This window comes from Lentzea pudingi (assembly GCF_014646255.1).
In the GTDB taxonomy this organism is placed as follows: domain Bacteria; phylum Actinomycetota; class Actinomycetes; order Mycobacteriales; family Pseudonocardiaceae; genus Lentzea; species Lentzea pudingi.
Map to the genome: position 1 here is coordinate 622,922 of NZ_BMNC01000002.1, position 17,343 is coordinate 640,264.

The 17,343-nt window shown below is 69.5% G+C and carries 18 protein-coding genes; 9 read left to right on the forward strand and 9 right to left on the reverse strand.

The window, feature by feature from the left end; genetic code table 11:
* Window positions 1–19: 19 nt before the first annotated feature.
* The 7 genes from IEY88_RS08765 (at window position 20) to IEY88_RS08795 (ending at window position 8,216) form a co-directional block, all read left to right on the forward strand.
* Window positions 20–526, forward strand: coding sequence for a SigE family RNA polymerase sigma factor (locus tag IEY88_RS08765; RefSeq protein WP_189154098.1), 507 nt, complete (start codon window positions 20–22; stop codon window positions 524–526).
* Window positions 523–1,452, forward strand: a complete 930-nt coding sequence (locus tag IEY88_RS08770; protein WP_189154099.1) for an LCP family protein — start codon at window positions 523–525, stop codon at window positions 1,450–1,452. Before IEY88_RS08765 ends, IEY88_RS08770 begins: the two co-directional genes overlap by 4 nt.
* 86 nt (window positions 1,453–1,538) lie before the next feature.
* Entirely contained in the window at window positions 1,539–4,298 is a 2,760-nt protein-coding gene (locus IEY88_RS08775) for a helix-turn-helix transcriptional regulator (protein ID WP_189154100.1), read from the forward strand.
* Window positions 4,299–4,441: 143 nt separating this feature from the next.
* Window positions 4,442–5,362: a hypothetical protein gene (locus IEY88_RS08780; RefSeq protein WP_189154101.1), complete on the forward strand. Its 921-nt coding sequence runs from the start codon at window positions 4,442–4,444 to the stop codon at window positions 5,360–5,362.
* A 63-nt stretch (window positions 5,363–5,425) separates the two neighbouring features.
* Window positions 5,426–5,941, forward strand: a complete 516-nt coding sequence (locus IEY88_RS08785; RefSeq protein ID WP_189154102.1) for a TetR/AcrR family transcriptional regulator — start codon at window positions 5,426–5,428, stop codon at window positions 5,939–5,941.
* Window positions 5,942–5,972: 31 nt separating this feature from the next.
* On the forward strand, window positions 5,973–7,049 hold the full coding sequence (locus IEY88_RS08790; RefSeq protein WP_189154103.1) for a nucleotide disphospho-sugar-binding domain-containing protein: 1,077 nt from the start codon (window positions 5,973–5,975) through the stop codon (window positions 7,047–7,049).
* 21 nt (window positions 7,050–7,070) lie between these two features.
* Window positions 7,071–8,216, forward strand: coding sequence for a glycosyltransferase (locus tag IEY88_RS08795; protein WP_189154104.1), 1,146 nt, complete (start codon window positions 7,071–7,073; stop codon window positions 8,214–8,216).
* A gap of 18 nt (window positions 8,217–8,234) precedes the next feature.
* On the opposite strand, the gene IEY88_RS08800 is transcribed toward IEY88_RS08795, so the two are convergent.
* Both IEY88_RS08800 and IEY88_RS08805 read right to left on the reverse strand, forming a co-directional pair.
* On the reverse strand, window positions 8,235–8,618 hold the full coding sequence (locus IEY88_RS08800) for an STAS domain-containing protein (RefSeq protein WP_189154105.1): 384 nt from the start codon (window positions 8,616–8,618) through the stop codon (window positions 8,235–8,237).
* Between the two features lie 197 nt (window positions 8,619–8,815).
* Window positions 8,816–9,811 carry an FAD-binding oxidoreductase gene (locus IEY88_RS08805; RefSeq protein WP_189154106.1) on the reverse strand — a complete coding sequence of 332 codons (996 nt, stop codon included), beginning with the start codon at window positions 9,809–9,811 and terminating at the stop codon, window positions 8,816–8,818.
* 70 nt (window positions 9,812–9,881) lie between these two features.
* On the opposite strand from IEY88_RS08805, the gene IEY88_RS08810 reads away from it, so the two are divergent.
* Complete coding sequence (locus IEY88_RS08810) at window positions 9,882–10,751, forward strand: LysR family transcriptional regulator (RefSeq protein WP_189154107.1); 870 nt, start codon at window positions 9,882–9,884, stop codon at window positions 10,749–10,751.
* A 209-nt stretch (window positions 10,752–10,960) separates the two neighbouring features.
* Complete coding sequence (gene tuf / locus IEY88_RS08815) at window positions 10,961–12,142, forward strand: elongation factor Tu (RefSeq protein ID WP_189154108.1); 1,182 nt, start codon at window positions 10,961–10,963, stop codon at window positions 12,140–12,142.
* An 80-nt stretch (window positions 12,143–12,222) separates the two neighbouring features.
* Here tuf and IEY88_RS08820 read toward each other — a convergent pair whose 3' ends face one another.
* The 7 genes from IEY88_RS08820 to IEY88_RS08850 are packed head-to-tail and all read right to left on the reverse strand — an operon-like array spanning window position 12,223 to window position 17,330.
* Window positions 12,223–12,381: a hypothetical protein gene (locus tag IEY88_RS08820; RefSeq protein WP_189154109.1), complete on the reverse strand. Its 159-nt coding sequence runs from the start codon at window positions 12,379–12,381 to the stop codon at window positions 12,223–12,225.
* A 29-nt stretch (window positions 12,382–12,410) separates the two neighbouring features.
* A complete protein-coding gene (locus tag IEY88_RS08825; RefSeq protein ID WP_189154110.1) occupies window positions 12,411–13,076 on the reverse strand; it encodes a DUF6766 family protein in 666 nt (221 codons plus the stop codon).
* 29 nt (window positions 13,077–13,105) lie between these two features.
* Complete coding sequence (locus IEY88_RS08830) at window positions 13,106–14,056, reverse strand: TIGR03557 family F420-dependent LLM class oxidoreductase (RefSeq protein ID WP_189154111.1); 951 nt, start codon at window positions 14,054–14,056, stop codon at window positions 13,106–13,108.
* Window positions 14,053–15,816 (reverse strand): thiamine pyrophosphate-requiring protein, encoded by a 1,764-nt coding sequence (locus tag IEY88_RS08835; protein ID WP_189154112.1) that lies wholly within the window; start codon window positions 15,814–15,816, stop codon window positions 14,053–14,055. Before IEY88_RS08835 ends, IEY88_RS08830 begins: the two co-directional genes overlap by 4 nt.
* The gene (locus IEY88_RS08840) at window positions 15,813–16,532 is read right to left on the reverse strand and encodes a metallophosphoesterase family protein (RefSeq protein WP_189154113.1); all 720 of its coding nucleotides are present in this window, start codon (window positions 16,530–16,532) and stop codon (window positions 15,813–15,815) included. The genes IEY88_RS08835 and IEY88_RS08840 overlap by 4 nt, the downstream gene beginning before the upstream one ends.
* Window positions 16,529–16,777, reverse strand: coding sequence for a BON domain-containing protein (locus tag IEY88_RS08845; protein ID WP_189154114.1), 249 nt, complete (start codon window positions 16,775–16,777; stop codon window positions 16,529–16,531). The genes IEY88_RS08840 and IEY88_RS08845 overlap by 4 nt, the downstream gene beginning before the upstream one ends.
* The gene (locus IEY88_RS08850) at window positions 16,740–17,330 is read right to left on the reverse strand and encodes a nucleotidyltransferase family protein (protein WP_189154115.1); all 591 of its coding nucleotides are present in this window, start codon (window positions 17,328–17,330) and stop codon (window positions 16,740–16,742) included. Before IEY88_RS08850 ends, IEY88_RS08845 begins: the two co-directional genes overlap by 38 nt.
* Window positions 17,331–17,343: the final 13 nt, after the last annotated feature.

Consider the following 17,343-nt stretch of genomic DNA (forward strand, 5'->3'; position numbering starts at 1 on the left):
CGGACAAGAAGGGGGCGGCGTGGGGTTCGACCAGTTCGTCACCGATCGGCTCGATCGGCTGTTGGGGTACGCGACCGCGATCACCTGCGACAAACACCTGGCGCAGGACATCGTGCAGAACGTGCTCATGCGCGCGCAGGGCAAGTGGGAACGCATCGGAGCGATGGATGCGCCCTACCTCTACGTGAAGCGCATGGTCACCAACGACTACCTGTCGTGGCGGCACCGCAAGGCCGCACGGGAGATCGCCGTGGAACGCGCTGAGCTCGCGAGGCACGCGCCGTCGATGGCCGATCCGGCCGACGCACACGCCGAACGCGAGGCCATGCGCGCACGGATCGCCGTGCTGCCACGCAAGCAACGTGCCGCATTGGTGCTGCGGTTCTACGAGGACTGCAGCGACGCGGAGATCGCACAGGTGCTCGGGTGCGCGGAATCGACCGTGCGCAGCCAACTCTCTCGCGCACTGCAGACGCTGCGCACTCACGAACTCGCCCGATCCGCCACCCTGGGGGTGCACTCATGAACGACCTGATCCGCCAGGCCATCGCCGCTGAGGCCGAGGAGCGCGTCGACTCCCGAACTGTGCTGGCGAACCTGCACAAGGCGAAGAACCGCAAGCCGATGGGCCTCATCTTCGGTGTCGCCACGCTGACGGTGGCGGCGGCAGCAGCGGCTGTCATCATCCCGACCACGCTCAAGAAGACCGAGACCGCGCCACTGGCGAACGCGCCCGCGCAAGAGGCGCAGAACGTGCTGCTCATCGGCACCGACGACGAACGCCTCACCGACGCGCTGCTGTTCGCGCGCTTCGAGGCGGACGGGTCGGCGACGATGATCTCGTTGCCCAGGGACGTCTACGCGGGCTCGAGCGGCGAGCGGTTCACCGGCCTGTTCCGGGAGGACCCGCGCAAGCTGACCGCGGCCGTGGAGAACCTGACCGGTGCAAAGGTCGACCACTACGCCGCGGTTCAGATGTCCGACTTCGGGCGGGTCGCCACGGCGGTCGGCGGCGTCGAGGTCTGCCTCGCCAACGCGGTGACGGATCCCCGCACCGGCGCCAGTTTCCCGGCCGGCAAGCAGGTGCTCTCCGGCGACCAGGTCCTGCCGTTCCTGCGCCAGCGGATGAACCTGCCCCACGGCGACCTGGACCGGGTCAAGCGCCAGCAGGCGTTCCTCGCCTCCTTCGCGAAGAAGATCACCAAGGACAACGCGATGGAACTCTTCCAGCAGGTCAGCAGGTCGGTCGAGTACGACGACGGGTGGGACCCGCTGTTGTTCTCGGCGCGGTTCCAGGGACCGGTGCAGGTGAGGACCTCGACCCTGCCGGTCGGTGAGGCGGTGGTGCGCAACGGCGTGCACGGGTTCGCGCCCGACCCCGCCCAGGCGAAGAAGTTCGTCGAGGAGCAGTTGAGCGGCAAGGGCACGGCCGAGACCGGCTGCGTGAACTGACGATCACTCCAATGGAGCATCAAGTCGCCCTTCTGCGCGGCCGATGACCTGCATGTGGCGCGCGAGAGGGCCGCTACGATCGATCAGTGCGCGAACCACTTGAACGTGACTCCGAGATAGCGCACATTCGCGAAGCCCTGGACGCAGCCACCCGTGGTGAGGGTCGCGTCGTCGTCATCGAGGGCCGTGCGGGCATCGGCAAGACCAGGCTCGTGCACGAGTGTCGTGAGCTGGCCAAGGAGCGCGGGTTCGGGCGGCTGCAAGCCGTCGGTGACGCCATGGAGAGCGCCATGGCGTGGGGCGTCGTCCGGCAGCTGGTCGAGCGGTCGATCTCGCGGTACTCCGGTGAGGTCCGGGAGAAGATCCTGGCCGGGCCGTCCGGAGCGGCGCTGAAAGCCCTGGACGACGCCGCGCTCGATCCCAGCCAGGCCGAGCTCGCACGCACGCTGCACTCGCTGTGGTGGGTCGCGGTGGACCTCTCCTCCACCCGCCCGCTGCTGATCACGGTGGACGACGCGCACTGGGCGGACCACTCGTCGCTGCAGTTCCTCGTCTACCTGTCCCGCCGGATCGCGGACCTGCCGATCGCGCTGGTCGTCGCGACCCGGCCGCCGATGGACAGCTTCGGGCCGCTCGCGCAGCTCAGCGTGTCCGCCGACCGGTTGCTGCCGCGCCCGCTCACCACGGACGCGCTCAGCGCGCTGGTCGGCGGGCACCCCGAGGTGATCACCGCCCTGCACGCGGCCAGCGGCGGGAACCCGTTCCTGTCCGGCGTCCTGGTCGACGAGCTCGCGGCGCTCGGGCTGCCGCTGGACGACGCCGCGACGGCCGTGAAGGTCGGCACGCTCGGCCCCAGCACGGTCTTCCGCGCCACGCTGGGAAGGCTGCCCGCGCAGGCCGTGTCGCTCGCGGGCGCGGTCGCCGTTCTCGGCACGCACGCCGATCCGTGGCAGGCGGCCGAACTGGCCGGGGTCACGGACCTGCCGGCCGCGGTCGAGGCGTTGACGGCGGCGAACGTGCTGGTCAGCGGTGAGCACCTGGAGTTCGTGCATCCCGTTGTGCGCGAGGCGGTGCTGGCCGGCCTCGGGGCGATCGCGCGGGCCTCGCTGCACGCGAAAGCCGCGAAGTCCTTGCAGGAACAGCACGCGCCGGCCGATCGGGTGGCCGCGCATCTCGTGCACGCTCCCAAGGGGACACTGCCGAACGCCGCGGAAGTGTTGCGGAAGGCCGCTTCGACGTTGCTCTCGGCCGGAGACCCGCGCACCGCGGCAGGGCACCTGGCGCGAGCGGTGGACGAGAAGCCCAACGACGCCGGACTGCGCGCGGAACTCGGCCGCGCGTTGCTGCGCCTCGGCGACGCCGTCAACGCGCAACGGCACCTGAAGGCTGCGGCGCAAGGACTTCCGGACGCGGAACTGGTGGCCGCGGCGGCCTCGGCGACGGCGGCGCTGGAGGGTCCGGCGGCGGCGATCGCGGAGCTGACCGAGGCCATCGAAGCCCGCCCGGACGGCGAGTCACGGCTGCACCTCGAGGCGCGGCTGGCGGTCTTCCGCTCGTTCCTGCCCGACCAGCGCCAGATCGCGTCCGCGCACCTCAGCGGCTACGCGGGACTCGCGGGCGGCACCCCGGACGAACGCACGTTGCTCGGCCTTCTCGCTCAGATGGGCCGCTACGAGGTGTGGCCGCACGATGAGGTCGCCACGACGGCGACGCGCGCGCTCGCGAACGGTGCGTACCTCGACGACGCGACGGGCAGCACGGACGCGATGGTCGCGTGGCTGGTGGCGTTGCTCGCGCTGATGGCCGCGGACGGCGTGGACACCGCGCGGCACGAGATCGAACGGGCCAGGCTGAAAGTCCGCCAGCACGGGTCGCCGATCGAGTTCGCGATGGTGGCGAACGCGTCGCTGTTCCTGAACTGGCGTTGCGGCAACATGCAGGCCGTCGATGCGGAGGCGGAGGGCGCGCTGGCCGCCGTCGCGCATGAGGACCCGGTGTCCGAGGTGATCAGCCTGCGCGCGACCTCGACGCACTTCGCGGTGTACGCGGCTCTCGAACGGGGTGACGTCGCGGCGGCGTCGGTGTTCGTCAACGCGTTCGACGGTGCACACGCCGATGCCCGGCTGACCATGCCGATGATCTGGCTGCACGAGGTGCGCGCGTTGATCGCACTGGCCGAGGGCGACGCACGGCGCGCGATGTCCGAGGCCTACCGCCAGCGCGACGCGATGCACGAGGTGCACGTCGATCCCCCGACGATCCCGTGGCGCGCGGTGGCGACCCGCGCGGCGTTGCTGCTCAACCAGCAGGAACTCGCGCTGGAACTGGCCGCGGAACAGCTGGAGGTGGCCCGCAGGTGGGGCGCGGCGACCGAGGTCGGCGCAGCGTTGCGGCTGCTCGCGCACGCCTCCCCCGACTCACGGCTGGAGCTCCTGACCGAGTCCGTGACCGTGCTGGAGGAGTCACCGTCACGTCTGGAGCTCGCCCGCTCGCTGGTCGACCTGGGTGAGACCCTGCGGGTGGCCCGACGGCGGACGGACGCCCGGGAGCCGTTGCACCGGGCCATCGACCTGGCCGGGAAGTGCGGTTCGGCGGTGCTGCAGACGCGTGCGGTCGAGGCGTTGGAAGCTCTCGGCGACCGGCCTCGACGGCAGATCGTGCTGGGAGCGGAGGCGCTGACGGCGTCCGAACGGCGCGTGGCCGACCTGGCGGCGGCGGGCCGGGCGAACAGGGAGATCGCGCAGGAGCTGTTCGTGACGCCCAAGACCGTCGAGAACCACCTCGGCCGGATCTACACGAAGCTCGGAATCGCAGGTCGCAGGGACCTCGCACGCGTCCTTGCCTAGTACAGAGCGACGTGGGGGTGCGCCTGATACACCCAACTTCCGCCCTTGAGGGTTGAGGGATCTCCCCTCATGCCCTTGGGGGTTCGCCTCGGCGAATCTTGTGTCACCGCAGGGGAACACAGGAACTCGAAGGGGAAACCGAAATGATCCGCAACGCTCTGATCGCCGCCGCCGCTCTCACCGCCGTCGTCGCCCCCGCCACCGCGATGGCGGACCCGATCATCGGCACGCCGCCGCCGTGCGTCGGCGCCTCCGACCTGGCCGGTGCGGACTTCAACGTCAAGAAGTGCGGCGTCAGCGACGTGGACCAGTTCCGCGCCGGCCTCGAGAACAACGGCAACGCGTACTGCGGTCCGGCCTCCCTCTACAACGTCCTGCACTACTGGGGTCATGAGAAGGACGCCCCGGTCGGCTGGCTGACCACCAAGGTCGGCAACCTCAACCCGAAGGACCCGGCCGACTACAGCGTCATCACCAACTCGATCGGTCGCATCGGCGTCGACGCGAAGTACGACGGCGGCACCAGCCTCGGCAACCTGCGCACCGCGTGGAACATCGCCACCAAGCCCGCCCGTGACGCCGGCTGGACGACCTCCACGGGTGGCGTGAGCACGCACGAGAACCCGGACTTCGCCGGCGAGCTCGCGAAGAAGCTCAACGAGGGCCCGCTGCAGCTCGTGTACGGCCGCTACAAGGCAGGCCCCACGACCGGTTCGTTGCAGCGCAGCGGTGGCCACATCGTCACCGTCGTGTCCGCGACCGGGTCGTTCAACGGCAGCACGGTCAAGCTGAAGCTGGCGGACCCGGGCCGCGCGCTCGACAGCGGTCAGGGCAACTACCTCTACACCCAGTCCTCCTACGAGTCGCTCGACGTCACCCTGACCAAGCGCTCCATCAAGGAGTACGTGCCGGTCAAGGACGACGAGAACACCCGCGAGGACGAGTCGCTCGAGCCGGGCACCTACCGCACCGTGACGCGCTGGGAGCTCACCGGCGACCGCTACGTCAGCGACACCACCCGTCAGATGGTCGAGGGCTTCAGCTGGTTCGACATGGCCAAGTAGTTCTCGAGCAAGACCGGGGCCGCACTCTTCAAGGGTGCGGCCCCTTCGCCATAGCCTGGTGCCATGCACAGCCGCGATCGGGAACGCACCCGCCGCCGGTTGCTGGACGCCGCGTTCGTCGAGTTCGCCGCCTACGGGATCGCCGGGGCGCGGATGGAACGCATCGCCCGCATCGCCCGGTGTTCCGCGGGCCTCGCCTACAACTACTACGGCGGCAAGGACGAGCTGTTCGACGCCGTGCAGTCGGAGGTGGTGGGCGCGGCCGTCGTGGAGTTCGACGCCCGCGACCTGCCGGGGTACGCGGGCCGGTTGTACGACCTGCAGCACCAGCACCCCGAGTTCGCGCGGCTCGCGACCTGGCAACGGCTGGAGCGGCGCGGGTCGGTCAGCCGGGTGGCGGACGTGGAGGCGATCCGGTCCGCTCAGGAGCTCGGGCTGGTGTCGTCGCGGTTCTCCGCCGAGCAGGTGTTGCAGCTGGTGCTGGCGGTGGCGTCGATGTGGTCGAACGGTGGCGGCTCGGACCACGTGGAGCGGCGGCGGACCGTCGAGGACGCGGTGCGGCGGCTGGTGGAGCCCTGAGCACTCCGTCTCATGTGGTTAACCTGGATCTATGCGTGTTCTCGTGGTCTCCGCTCCCCTCCTGGGTCACGTCTTCCCCCTGATGCCGCTGGCCCTGGCGTTGCGCGAGGCGGGCCACGAGGTCGTGGTCGCGACGGGCGGTGAGGCGCTGCGGGTCCGCGACTCCGGCCTGCGGGTCGAGGACGTCGTTCCGTCCCGCGTCCGCTTCGGACCGATCGCGTTGCGCATCATGCTCACGCATCCGTTGGTGGCCAAGCGGGAGATGCGCGGCAGCGGCAGGCTCGACTTCGTGTCACGGATGTTCGGCAAGGTCGGTGACGCGATGACGGCGCCGTTGCAGGCGTTCGCGCGCACGTGGCGGCCGGATGTCGTGGTGCACGAACCACTGGCCGCCGCCGGGTCTGCGCTGGGGGTGCCGTCGATCGTGCACGACGTGTCGTTGTTCGACGGGCTGGTGCTGACGGACGCGGTCGGTGCGCGGATGAAGGCCGAGGTGCGTTCTCCCGCAACGGTTCTGCGCACGGCGCCGCCGTCGCTCGCGGAGTTCCCCGGTGGGGAGCGGATGCGGTTCGTGCCCTACAGCGGTGACGGCGAGGTGCCGCAGTGGCTCGCGGAGCCGTCGGGCAGGCCTCGCATCCTGGTCAGCCGGAGCACCGCGCCCGGTCCTGGCGCCGGGCGGATGATGGCGGCCGTCGTCGCGGCGGCCGGGCAGGTGGACGCCGAGTTCGTGCTGGTCCGTCCCGAACGGACCGAGGGCCTGCCGGGCAACGTCCGGACGGTCGGGTGGGTGCCGATCCCGCGGGTGCTGCCGTTCTGCGACGGGATCGTGCACCACGGGGGCGCGGGGACGTTGCTCGGCGCGCTCGCGGCCGGGGTGCCGCAGCTGGTCGAGCCGGGGCCGGGCGACCGGACGGTGCACGCGACGGTGATCACCGGGCGCGGGGCCGGGCTGCGGGCGGGGCCGCGGGAGGTCACGGCGGAGCTGCTCACCCGGTTGATCGAGGACTCGAAGCTGCAGCGGGCCGCCGGCGAGGTGCGCGCCGAGATCGCGGCGATGCCCTCGCCCCACGAGGTGGCGGAACGGTGGGAAAGTCTCCCGGGACAATAGGAGAACACCTAATGTGACCGGGTGCGCATTCTCTTCTCGAGCCTAGGCTCACACGGACACGTTTACCCGATACTCCCGCTCGCGATCGCCGCGCGAGCGCAGGGACATGACGTTCTGTACGCCGTCGACTCAGGATTCCACCCGACCGTGGAAAAGCTGGGCTTCACCGTCGTGGACGCGGGCATCAGCATCTGGGCCGCGTTCCGCCAGGCCAACGAACTGCACGGCACGGGCGAGTTCCGGCGGGACATGCTGCGCCAGACCGCCGTCGACGCGTTCGGATCCGTGCTGCCCAGGGCCTTCGTGAACGATCTGGAGCCGGTGCTCGAGCGGGACAAGCCCGACCTGGTCGTCTTCGAGGTCATCAACGCGGGCGCCGGTCTCGCCGCGATGCGCGCCGGGATTCCGGCGGTCTGCCACGGATTCGGCAAGATGGACGAAACCCTCGTCCCGGAGGCGATGAGCGACCTCCTTCTGGAGTACGTCGCCGAACTCGGCATCACCCTGCCGGATGGGCAGCATTACGGACTCGGATCGACTTATCTCGACGTCTTCCCGCCGTCTTTGCAGGACCTGGACTTCCTTTCGGACGTCGATCGAATTCCGATGCGTCCGGTTCCGTTCGCCGAACCGGGTGAATTGCCCGAATGGGTCCTGAGGCACGAGAGGCCGCTCGTCTACCTGACGTTCGGCACCGCGTTCTCGAACCCGGACGTGCTGCGGACCGCGATCACCGGACTGTCCGGTGTGGACGCCGAGGTGCTGGTCGCGACCGGCCCGCAGGTCGACCCGTCCGTGCTGACCGACGTGCCGCGCAACGTGCACGTGCTGCCGTGGGTGCCCCAGGCGGATCTGCTCGCGCACGCAGATCTCGTCGCGCACCACGGCGGCGCCGGCACGACCGTCGCCGCCATGACGCACGGCCTGCCGCAGCTCGTGCTGCCGCAGGGCGCGGACCAGTTCCGCAACGCCGAGATCGTCGCGGGCACCGGGCTGGGCGGCCGGCTCGTCGGCGAGGACTTCACGGCGGACGCGGTGCAGGAGGTCGCGCGGAAGCTGTTGCGGGACAACGACGTTCAGGCCGCGAACGCCCGCATCGCCGCGGAGATCGCCGCCATGCCGTCGCCCGGCGAGGTCGTGCCGAGGCTGGCCGACCTCACCGGCTGACGACGCGCGGACCGGTGCCTACTCGCTGGGCACCGGTTTCAGCGCGGACAACGCCTCCTCGACGGAGTCGTACAGCGCGAGGACGTCGGCCACTCCCGTGACCTGCAACGGCCTCCTGACGGCGCGCTGCGGTGCCACGACGTGCAGTTTCTTGCCGTTCTCCTCGGCCAGTTCGTGGGCCGAGATCAGCGTGGAGATGCCGGTCGAGCCGAAGAAGCTCACCAGCGTGAGATCGGCGACCAGGACCGGGCCGCCGGAGGCGAAGCCGAGACGCACCGCGTCGAGCACCTCGTCGGCGGTGTCGACGTCGATCTCGCCCTCCACGGCGATGACCACGACTCCGGCGACGTCCGCGGCACGGACTGTGAGCAGCGGCGATTCCTTGAACAGTTCTTCGTTCACCAGCACTCCCCGGTGGCCGAAGGCGCACGAGACTCGGACTCCGAGCACCCTGCTGAACCCGGCTGTCGCCCCGACGTTACGGCCGTTGCTTCCCCATCACAACCTACCTGCCGCCCAGCCTCCGGACGGCGGCGACCAACTCGGTGTCGCGCACCCCCTTGGCCAGGTGGTCCGCGACCACGCCGGGGTCGTGTGGGTCAGCGTACGGCGTACCGGAAGTTCCGCGACCGTCCCGACACGAACGGTCGCAGCGCCGCGAACACCCCTTCGTGCTGCTCCTCGACGCCCAGGCTCGGTGAGATGAGTTTGACGAGGTGGGTGGCGTCGGTGGCGAGCGCGCCGCCGAGCGGGAGCACGCTGAGGAAGATCTCGGCGCTGGAGTTCTCGGCGATCTCCCTGGCGTGGTGCAGCGCTTCCAGCGGCAGGTCCTTCAGCAGGACGTTGTCGCCCTGGTAGGTGTGCGGGGGCAGTGGCCTGCCGGCGGCTTCGGCGAAGGGCTTGGCGCCGAACTCCTCTTTCACGGTCGGCGCGACGCGAAGATGGTCGATGTCGAACGGTTTCGTGCTCGCGAAGGTGATGCGCACGACGTCGCCGAGGGTGGTGAGCGCCGGTGTGACGTGGTCGGGCAGGTCCCAGCCGTGGAACGCCTCGAAGACGGCTTTGGCGTGCTGCGCCTCGAAGAACAGCTCGCCCGCGTGGACCTCGGTGACGGGCAGGAGCTCGAACTCCAGCGCGGTGACGACATCGCCGACCCTCTCCGTCCGGCGGACGCGGTCGCTCGCGAAGCCGAACTCCCTTGCCAGCACGCTGAACCCGCCACCGAGCGTGTAGCCGACGACGCCGACGTCACTCGCGTCGCCGCTGAGCGGGGCGAGGCCGTGCGGTGCCGCCTTCTCGATCACCTGCTGCCAGACCGCGCCCGCCTCGGCCCTCGCGGTGTTCGTCGCGGGGTCGACCCCGACCCGGTTCATGCGCCTGGTGGAGATGAGGACGCCGGTGGTCGCCGTGGTGAGGCCGTGGCCGGTGGTCTGGATCGCGTACTCGTGGCCGTGGGTCTCGGCGTGGCCGACGGCTTCCTCGACGTCCTGCGCGGTCTCCACGGCGAAGATCACCTGCGGCTCGTGGCGGAGTCCGGTCTGGAAACCGCTGCGTTTCTCGTCGTAACCGGCGTCTCCGGGGTAGAAGATGTGCATGTCTCCAGGGTCGTTGGCCTGCGGCTATATGTCCAAGAGCTGGTTGTACTGGCTTCTATAATCATTGGTTATGGAGCTTCGGCAGCTGGAGTACTTCGTCGCGGTCGCGGAGTCGGGCTCGTTCACGCGCGCGGCGGAACGGGTCCACGTCGCGCAGCCCGGGGTCAGCTCGCAGATCCGGCGGCTGGAGCGGGAACTCGGCCACGACCTGCTCGACCGGTCGGGCCGCACGGTCACGCTGACCGACGTGGGCGCGGCCGTGCTGCCGCTGGCACGGGCGGCGCTGGGGTCGGTCGAGTCGGCGCGGCGGACCGTGGAGGAGATGGCCGGGCTGGTGCGCGGTTCCGTGCGCGTCGGGATGGTCGTTTCTTGCGGCATCATGGACCTGCCCGAACTGCTGTCCTCGTTCCACACGTCGTTCCCCGCCGTCGAGATCACGTTGTCCGAGGCCAATTCCGATGTGCTGATCTCGTCCCTTGTGGACGGACTCCTGGACTTCGCCCTCGTCGGGTACGCGGGGGCTGAGCCCGAGGGGTTGTCCGTCCGGGTGCTGGCCGACGAACCGCTCGTGGCCGCCGTCGCCGCTTCGGATCCTTGGCACGGCAGGGAGTCCGTGTCGCTGGACGAACTGCTGGAGCGCGGGTTGATCAGCCTGCCGCCGGGCACGGGATTGCGCGGAGCGTTGGACGCGGCGTGTGGTGCACGACGGCCGCGGATCGCGTTCGAGGCGTCCGCGCCGCCGATGGTGATCACGCTGGCCCAGCGCGGACTCGGCCCGGCGATCCTGGCCGAGTCGATGGTCGGCGACCTGCACGCCGTGCGGATCACCGACCCGTCACCCCACAGCAGGCTCGCGTTCGCGTGGCGCGCGGAGGGTCCGCGCAGCCCGGCCGCGCGGGCGTTGATCGGCCTCGCGGAAAACCAGGTGACAGCGGTCTAGCGCGCCTGTCACGATCAACGCATGTTCCTGACGGCTGAGCACAACACGTACGCGGGTGTTCCTGCGTGCGCGCTCGCCGTTGCCTCGGCACAGCTGAACGGCGCCCGACTCTGACCCTTCTCCAGTCCATCCTTCAGGACCACTGGAGGAGGGTTGTAGCGGTCCGCGGTTCTGAAAAACCCAGCTGTGACACCTGAGGACACAGGGCGATGAAGCAAGAGTTCGTGCGTGCCAAGCCGCACCTCAACATCGGCACCATGGGGCACGTCGACCACGGCAAGACCACGCTGACCGCGGCCATCACCAAAGTCCTGTCCGAAAAGGACCCTTCGGGCACCACCTTCACGGCGTTCGACCGGATCGACCGGGCGCCCGAGGAGCTGGCCCGCGGCATCACGATCAACATCGCGCACGTCGAGTACGAGACGCCGACGCGTCACTACGCGCACGTCGACATGCCCGGCCACGCCGACTACGTGAAGAACATGATCACGGGGGCGGCGCAGCTGGACGGCGCGATCCTCGTGGTGTCCGCGGAGGATGGCTCGATGCCGCAGACGCGCGAACACGTGGTGCTCGCGCACCGCGTGGGTGTGCCGTACATCGTGGTGGCGTTGAACAAGGCCGACGCGGTGAGCGACCCGGAGCTGCTCGACCTGGTCGAGCTGGAGATCCGGGACCTGCTCTCCCAGTACGGCTTCGACGGCGACGCCACCCCGGTCGTGCGGGTCTCCGGCCTGCGCGCGCTCCAGGGCGACCCGGAGTGGGTCGAGTCCGTCGTGGCGCTGCTCGACGCCGTGGACGCGCACGTGCCGGTGCCGGAACGGGATCTGAGTGGCCCGTTCCTGATGCCGATCGAGAACGTCCTGACCATCACCGGCCGCGGCACGGTCGTGACCGGTGCGGTGGAACGGGGTGTGCTCGGCCTCGGCGACACCGTCGAGGTGCTCGGTCTCGGCTCGGCGGTGACCTCGGTCGCCACCGGCATCGAGACGTTCGGCAAGCCCATGCAGCAGGCCCAGGCGGGAGACAACGCCGCGATCCTGCTGCGGGGCGTGAAGCGCGGCGACGTCCGGCGCGGCCAGGTGCTGGCCCTGCCGGGCAGCGTCGCGCCGCACACCCGGTTCCGCGCGTCCGTGTACCTGCTCTCGCACGCCGAGGGCGGCAGGCACACGGGGATCGCGTCGAACTACCGCCCGCAGTTCCACTTCCGCACCGGCGACGTCGTCGGGGTGGTGGAGCTCGACAGGACGCTGGCCCTGCCAGGTGACACCGTCGAGGTCACGGTGGAGCTGGGGAAGGCGGTGGCGATGGACACCGGACTGGGCTTCGCGATCCGCGAGGGTGGCAAGACCGTGGGTGCCGGCACGGTCGGCGAGATCCTCGCTTAGGCGGCGGTGACGACCCGAGAAGGTGGTCGCGCTGCCTTGCGGAGCGCGGTGGGACGAACCGTTGTCCCACCGCGCTTTCGTCATTGCACGATCAGCAGCTCACGGATGTGGGCGTGTTCGGGAACGGGAAGTGAGCTGGCGACCGCGCCGGGGTGGAAGTGGGTGCCCTCGAACTCGGCGATGGCACGAGAAGTGGCCGCGGAGACGCGGTCCACCTGAGCGGGGCGCCTAGGCGGCACGGCCCTTTCGGTTCGTCATGCCACCGATCCTAGCCCGACCTGTCGCTCACCGAGTGCGGTGCGCCGACCGGTTTCGACTCGGGCGACCCGCGCTGGCGCAGGTAGACGCTCAGGATCGCCATGGTCGCGATCGCGAGGAACTCGGACTGCCAGTTCTGCAGCGAGCGGTTCCAGAAGTCGGCGCTGAAGAAGTAGTCGGCAAGGCCCATCTTCTCGGCCAGCGGGTCGGAGTTGTTGGCGTACCAGCCCGCGACCCACTGCATCGACCACGAGAACAGGAACAGCACCAGCATCGCCAGGCCGAGCGACTTCGAGTAGAACGCGGTGCGCCAGCCGCCGGCCTTCGCCCACTTCGGCGAGTCCGGCTTCACGTACGCGCCGACCTGTTGTTCCTCGTCGGTCTCTCGGCCCGCCTTGTCCGCAGGCTTCGACTCGGTCGAACCGCGTTGGATGAGCCAGACGGTGGCGGTGACGTACAGGAAGAACTGCAGGTACTCGGACTGCCAGTTCTCCACGACGTCGACCAGGAAGTCGGCGGAGAACAGGTACGACCCCAGGGTCAGCAACGGCTGCCCCAGCGCGGCCTGACGCTCGTTGTGGTCGGCGTGGCCCGCGAAGAACTGGCCGACCAGCGCGGCGAGGAAAAGACCGCCGAAAACGAGCGTCAGGCTGTGCTCGCGCAGGAATCTCCTCATAGGACCGGTTGCCCTGCGCACACCTGGGACTAAACATCGATCAGAGGCTTGACTTCCTTCGCCCAGAACTCGAAGAACTCCTGCTGCTGCGGGCCAATCTGCTGCACGTAGACCTCGTCGAACCCGGCCTCCGCGAACTCCCTGATCTTCGACGCGTACTTCTCGGGATCCGGGCCGCACGGGATCGCCTTCGCGATCATCTCCGGCGTCACGAGTTCCGAGGCCTGCTCGAAGTGCTTGGGTGACGGCAGCACCTGGGCCAGCTCGCCGGGCAGGGCGTCGTTGGGCCACAACCGGTGGGCGGTGGCGACCGCGTCCTCTTCGGACTGTCCGTAGCAGACCTTCAGGCCACTTTGCGCCGGACCGCGGCCACCCTCGGCGCGGTACTGCTTCACCAGGTCACCGGTCGGGCCGACGCTCACGTAGCCGTCGCCGCAACGGGCAGCGAGCCGGACCGCCTTCGGGCCGAACGCCGAGACGTAGATCGGCACCGGACGTTCGGGCACGGTGTAGATGCGGGCGTTCTCCACGGTGTAGTGCTTGCCGTGGTGCGTGACCTCGTCGCCCTGGTGCAGCGTGCGGATGAGGCCGATCGCCTCCTCCAGCATCTCGAGCCGCACGCCGGCGGACGGCCAGCGGTCGCCCAGCACGTGCTCGTTCAGGGCCTCGCCGCTGCCGACGCCGAGCACGAAACGGCCCTCGGTCTGCACGGCCGCGGTGGCGGCGGCCTGGGCGATGATCGCCGGGTGGATGCGGGCGATCGGGCACGTCACGGCCGTGGTGATCGGCAGCGTCACGGCCTCCGACAGCGCGCCGATCGTGCCCCAGACGAACGGCGACTCGCCCTGCTCGTCGTTCCACGGGTGGAAGTGGTCGGAGATCCACAACGCCTCGAAGCCGTGCTCTTGGGCGAGCCGGGCGTTCTGGACCAGCTCGCGCGGCCCGTGTTCTTCCGAGGAAAGGAAATAGCCCAGTTTCACGGCAGCAACTCCTGGATCTTGGTCTGCAGGCCGCGGCGCAGCACGTCCCACGCGTCGGGGTCGCCCCGCAACACGGCCTCGGTCATGTCCTTGATCTGCTCGAACGTCGCGTGCGGCGGGATCGGCGGCACGTTCGGGTCGCAGCGCACGTCGAGAACGGTCGAGCCGTCGAACGCGAGTGCGGTCTCCCACGCCGTGCCAAGCTGCGCCGGGTCGTTGACCTCGATGCCCTGCAGGCCGATCGACCGGGCGAAGGCGGCGTACGAGATGTCCGGCAGAGTCTGCGACTCCTCGAACTTCGGCGCCCCGCCCATCGCCCGCAGCTCCCACGTGACCTGGTTGAGGTCGTTGTTGTGGAACACGCAGACGACGCAACGGATGCCGTATCGCCGCAGCGTCAGCAACTCCGCCATGCCGTTCATCTGCATCGCGCCGTCGCCGACCAACGCGATCAACGGCCGGTCGGGCTGGGCGAACGCGGCACCCAGCGCGTACGGGACCGCGCAGCCCATCGTGGCCAGCGTGCCGGACAGCGTGGACCGGACGTTGCCGCGGATCTTGAGCAGTCGCGCGTACCAGTTCGTCGCGGAACCGGAGTCCGCGGTGATGATCGCGTTGTGCGGCAGGCGTTTGGAGAGTTCGGAGACGATCCGCATCGGGTTGACGGGGTCGGCCGGCACCTGTGACTGCCGTTCCATCACCTCCCACCAGCGCTCGACGTTCTCCTCGATCGTCGTGCGCCACGAGCGGTCGGTCTTCTCCTCCAGCAACGGGATCAGCGCGCGCAACGTCTCCCGCGCGTCGCCGACGAGGTTGACCTCGGTCGGGTAGCGCATGCCGATCGCCCGGCCGTCGACGTCGATCTGCACGCCGCGTGCTTTCCCGTACTGCGGCAGGAACTGCGAGTACGGGAAGTTCGACCCGACGATCAGCAACCGGTCGCAGTCGCGCATCATCTCGTACGACGGCCGGGTGCCGAGCAGCCCGATCGACCCGGTCACGTACGGCAGGTCGTCGGGCAGGACGTCCTTGCCCAGCAACGCCTTCGCGACACCGGCACCGAGCAGGTCGGCGACCGCGCGCACCTCCTCGGCGGCGTCGCGGGCACCCTGACCGATCAGGATGGCGACCTTCTCGCCGCTGTTGAGCACCTCGGCCGCACGCCGGACGTCGTCCAGGGCGGGCACCACCGACGACGAAGGACGCGACGGCGGGCTCGACGGGATGTACTTGAACTCGTGCTTGGGAGCGGCGTACTCCTGCTCCTGCACGTCGTTCGGGATGATCAGCACCGCCGGTGCGCGATCGGCCTGAGCCGTCCGCATCGCCCGGTCCAGCGCGTTCGGCAGCTGCTCTGGCACCGTCACGTCGACCAGGAACGAGGCGACGTCGCGGAACAACGAGTGCAGGTCGACTTCCTGCTGGTAGCTGCCGCCCATCGCGGTGCGGGCGGTCTGGCCGACGATCGCGACGACCGGCACGTGGTCGAGCTTCGCGTCGTACAGGCCGTTGAGCAGGTGGATCGCGCCGGGGCCGGACGTCGCCAGGCACACACCGACGTCGCCGCTGAACTTCGCGAAGCCGACAGCGGCGAACGCGGCCATCTCCTCGTGCCGGGTCTGGACGAACTTCGGGTCGTTGTCCGCCTTGCCGAACGCGGCCACGATCCCGTTGATGCCGTCACCCGGATACGCGAAGACCTGCCGCACGCCCCAGTCACGCAGGCGTTGGACGACGAAGTCCCCGACGGTCGTCGTCACGAGCTGCCCTCCATCACGTAGACCGTGTACGCGGACCGGATGATCGGCTGCGCGACGTTGCGCACCCGCACCCCGCCCGGCGTCAGCCCTTGCTCGGTGCCGAAGTGCGCGTGGCCGTGCACCGCGAGATCCGTGCCGGTCTTGTCGATGGCCTCGCCGAGCAGGTACGAGCCGAGGAACGGGTAGATCTCCAGCGGCTCACCGCGCAACGTGTCCGGCACCGGCGCGTAGTGCGTCAGCGCGACCTTGATGTCGGTGTCCAGTTCGGACAGCGCGCCCTCGAGCGTCTCGGCGATGTCGCAGGTGTGCTGGATGAACGCCTTCATCTCACGTTCGCCGAACGCACTCCCGCACTTGCCCGCGAAACCGCCGCCGAACCCCTTCACGCCCGCGACGCCGATCGAGCACCCGTTGACCCGATGGGTGAACGTCGTACCCTCCAGCACGTGGATGCCCTTGTCCTGCAACGTCTTGGTGACTTCGAGCGGCTTGTCGTCCTGGTGGTCGTGGTTGCCGAGCACGGCGACCACGGGCACCGGCAGGTCCGCGAACTCGTCCGCCACGACCTCGGCCTCGACGACCGTGCCGTGCCGCGTCAGGTCCCCGGCCAGCAGGAGGATGTCCGCGTGCTCGCCGACCTTTTCCAACGCCGGCCGCAGGTGCCCGCGCATGTCCTCGCCGAGGTGGATGTCCCCGACCGCAGCGACTCGGATCATCGCAGGTCCTCCTCACCCTCCGGCTCGCCCGCAGGTGTCACGCGCACGTCGTTGTAGATCGTCAGTTCTGGGGCGGCCTCGTGCAGGACCTTCTCCAGCGCGGCACGGCGGTCCGCGCAGGCCACGTCGCCGGAGAGCATCACGTGGTCACCGCGCACGGTGACCCGGACGCCGAGTTCCGCGGTGCGCGGATCCTCGGCCACCGCCCTACGCAGATTTGCCGCCAGGTACTGCTCGGAACTCATGGCCCCTCCCGATGATGTCCAGACGTTCGATGAGCATCAGGAACGCTTCGGCGTAAGGGGAGTCCTTGGTCTCCTCGCGCACCTGGTCCCAGTCGATCTGTTCTCGCAACGCCCGCGCGAACGGCAACAGCTCGCTGAAGTCGCAGCGGTGCCCGTCCAGCACGAGCAGCTTGCTGCTCAGCACGAACGTCGCCGGCATGACCGGCAGCATCACCGAACCGACGGGCATCTCCTCCGCCATCGCGAGGACCTCGTCGGTCACCGGCCGTTCGTTGGGCCGGAACAACAGGTCCACCAGCGAATCGCCGTCGTAGACCTTCAGCAGCCAGTCCTCCGGCGGCTCCGCGCCGCGCAGTCCTGCCTCCACCAGCACCCGCACGGCTTCCTCGACGTCCTGTTCCTTCACCAGGAGGTCGACGTCGTGCTCACTCACGGGCCCTCCGCGCGCATAACCGGCACAACCACCGGTCAGGGCGAACGGGATCTCCGCTCCACGTAAGACCTTGGCGACCTTGGTCAAAGTCAGCAGCAGCTCGGCCTGCACGTCGCTCATGCGCTCCCGGTTA

Bases quoted from the DNA above. Each gene is read 5' to 3' on its own strand.
- IEY88_RS08770 (WP_189154099.1), top strand. From the start codon at position 523: ATGAACGACCTGATCCGCCAGGCCATCGCCGCTGAGGCCGAGGAGCGC.
- IEY88_RS08780 (WP_189154101.1), top strand. From the start codon at position 4,442: ATGATCCGCAACGCTCTGATCGCCGCCGCCGCTCTCACCGCCGTCGTC.
- IEY88_RS08785 (WP_189154102.1), top strand. From the start codon at position 5,426: ATGCACAGCCGCGATCGGGAACGCACCCGCCGCCGGTTGCTGGACGCC.
- IEY88_RS08790 (WP_189154103.1), top strand. From the start codon at position 5,973: ATGCGTGTTCTCGTGGTCTCCGCTCCCCTCCTGGGTCACGTCTTCCCC.
- IEY88_RS08805 (WP_189154106.1), bottom strand. From the start codon at position 9,811: ATGCACATCTTCTACCCCGGAGACGCCGGTTACGACGAGAAACGCAGC.
- IEY88_RS08810 (WP_189154107.1), top strand. From the start codon at position 9,882: ATGGAGCTTCGGCAGCTGGAGTACTTCGTCGCGGTCGCGGAGTCGGGC.
- tuf (WP_189154108.1), top strand. From the start codon at position 10,961: ATGAAGCAAGAGTTCGTGCGTGCCAAGCCGCACCTCAACATCGGCACC.
- IEY88_RS08825 (WP_189154110.1), bottom strand. From the start codon at position 13,076: ATGAGGAGATTCCTGCGCGAGCACAGCCTGACGCTCGTTTTCGGCGGT.
- IEY88_RS08840 (WP_189154113.1), bottom strand. From the start codon at position 16,532: ATGATCCGAGTCGCTGCGGTCGGGGACATCCACCTCGGCGAGGACATG.
- IEY88_RS08845 (WP_189154114.1), bottom strand. From the start codon at position 16,777: ATGAGTTCCGAGCAGTACCTGGCGGCAAATCTGCGTAGGGCGGTGGCC.
- IEY88_RS08850 (WP_189154115.1), bottom strand. From the start codon at position 17,330: ATGAGCGACGTGCAGGCCGAGCTGCTGCTGACTTTGACCAAGGTCGCC.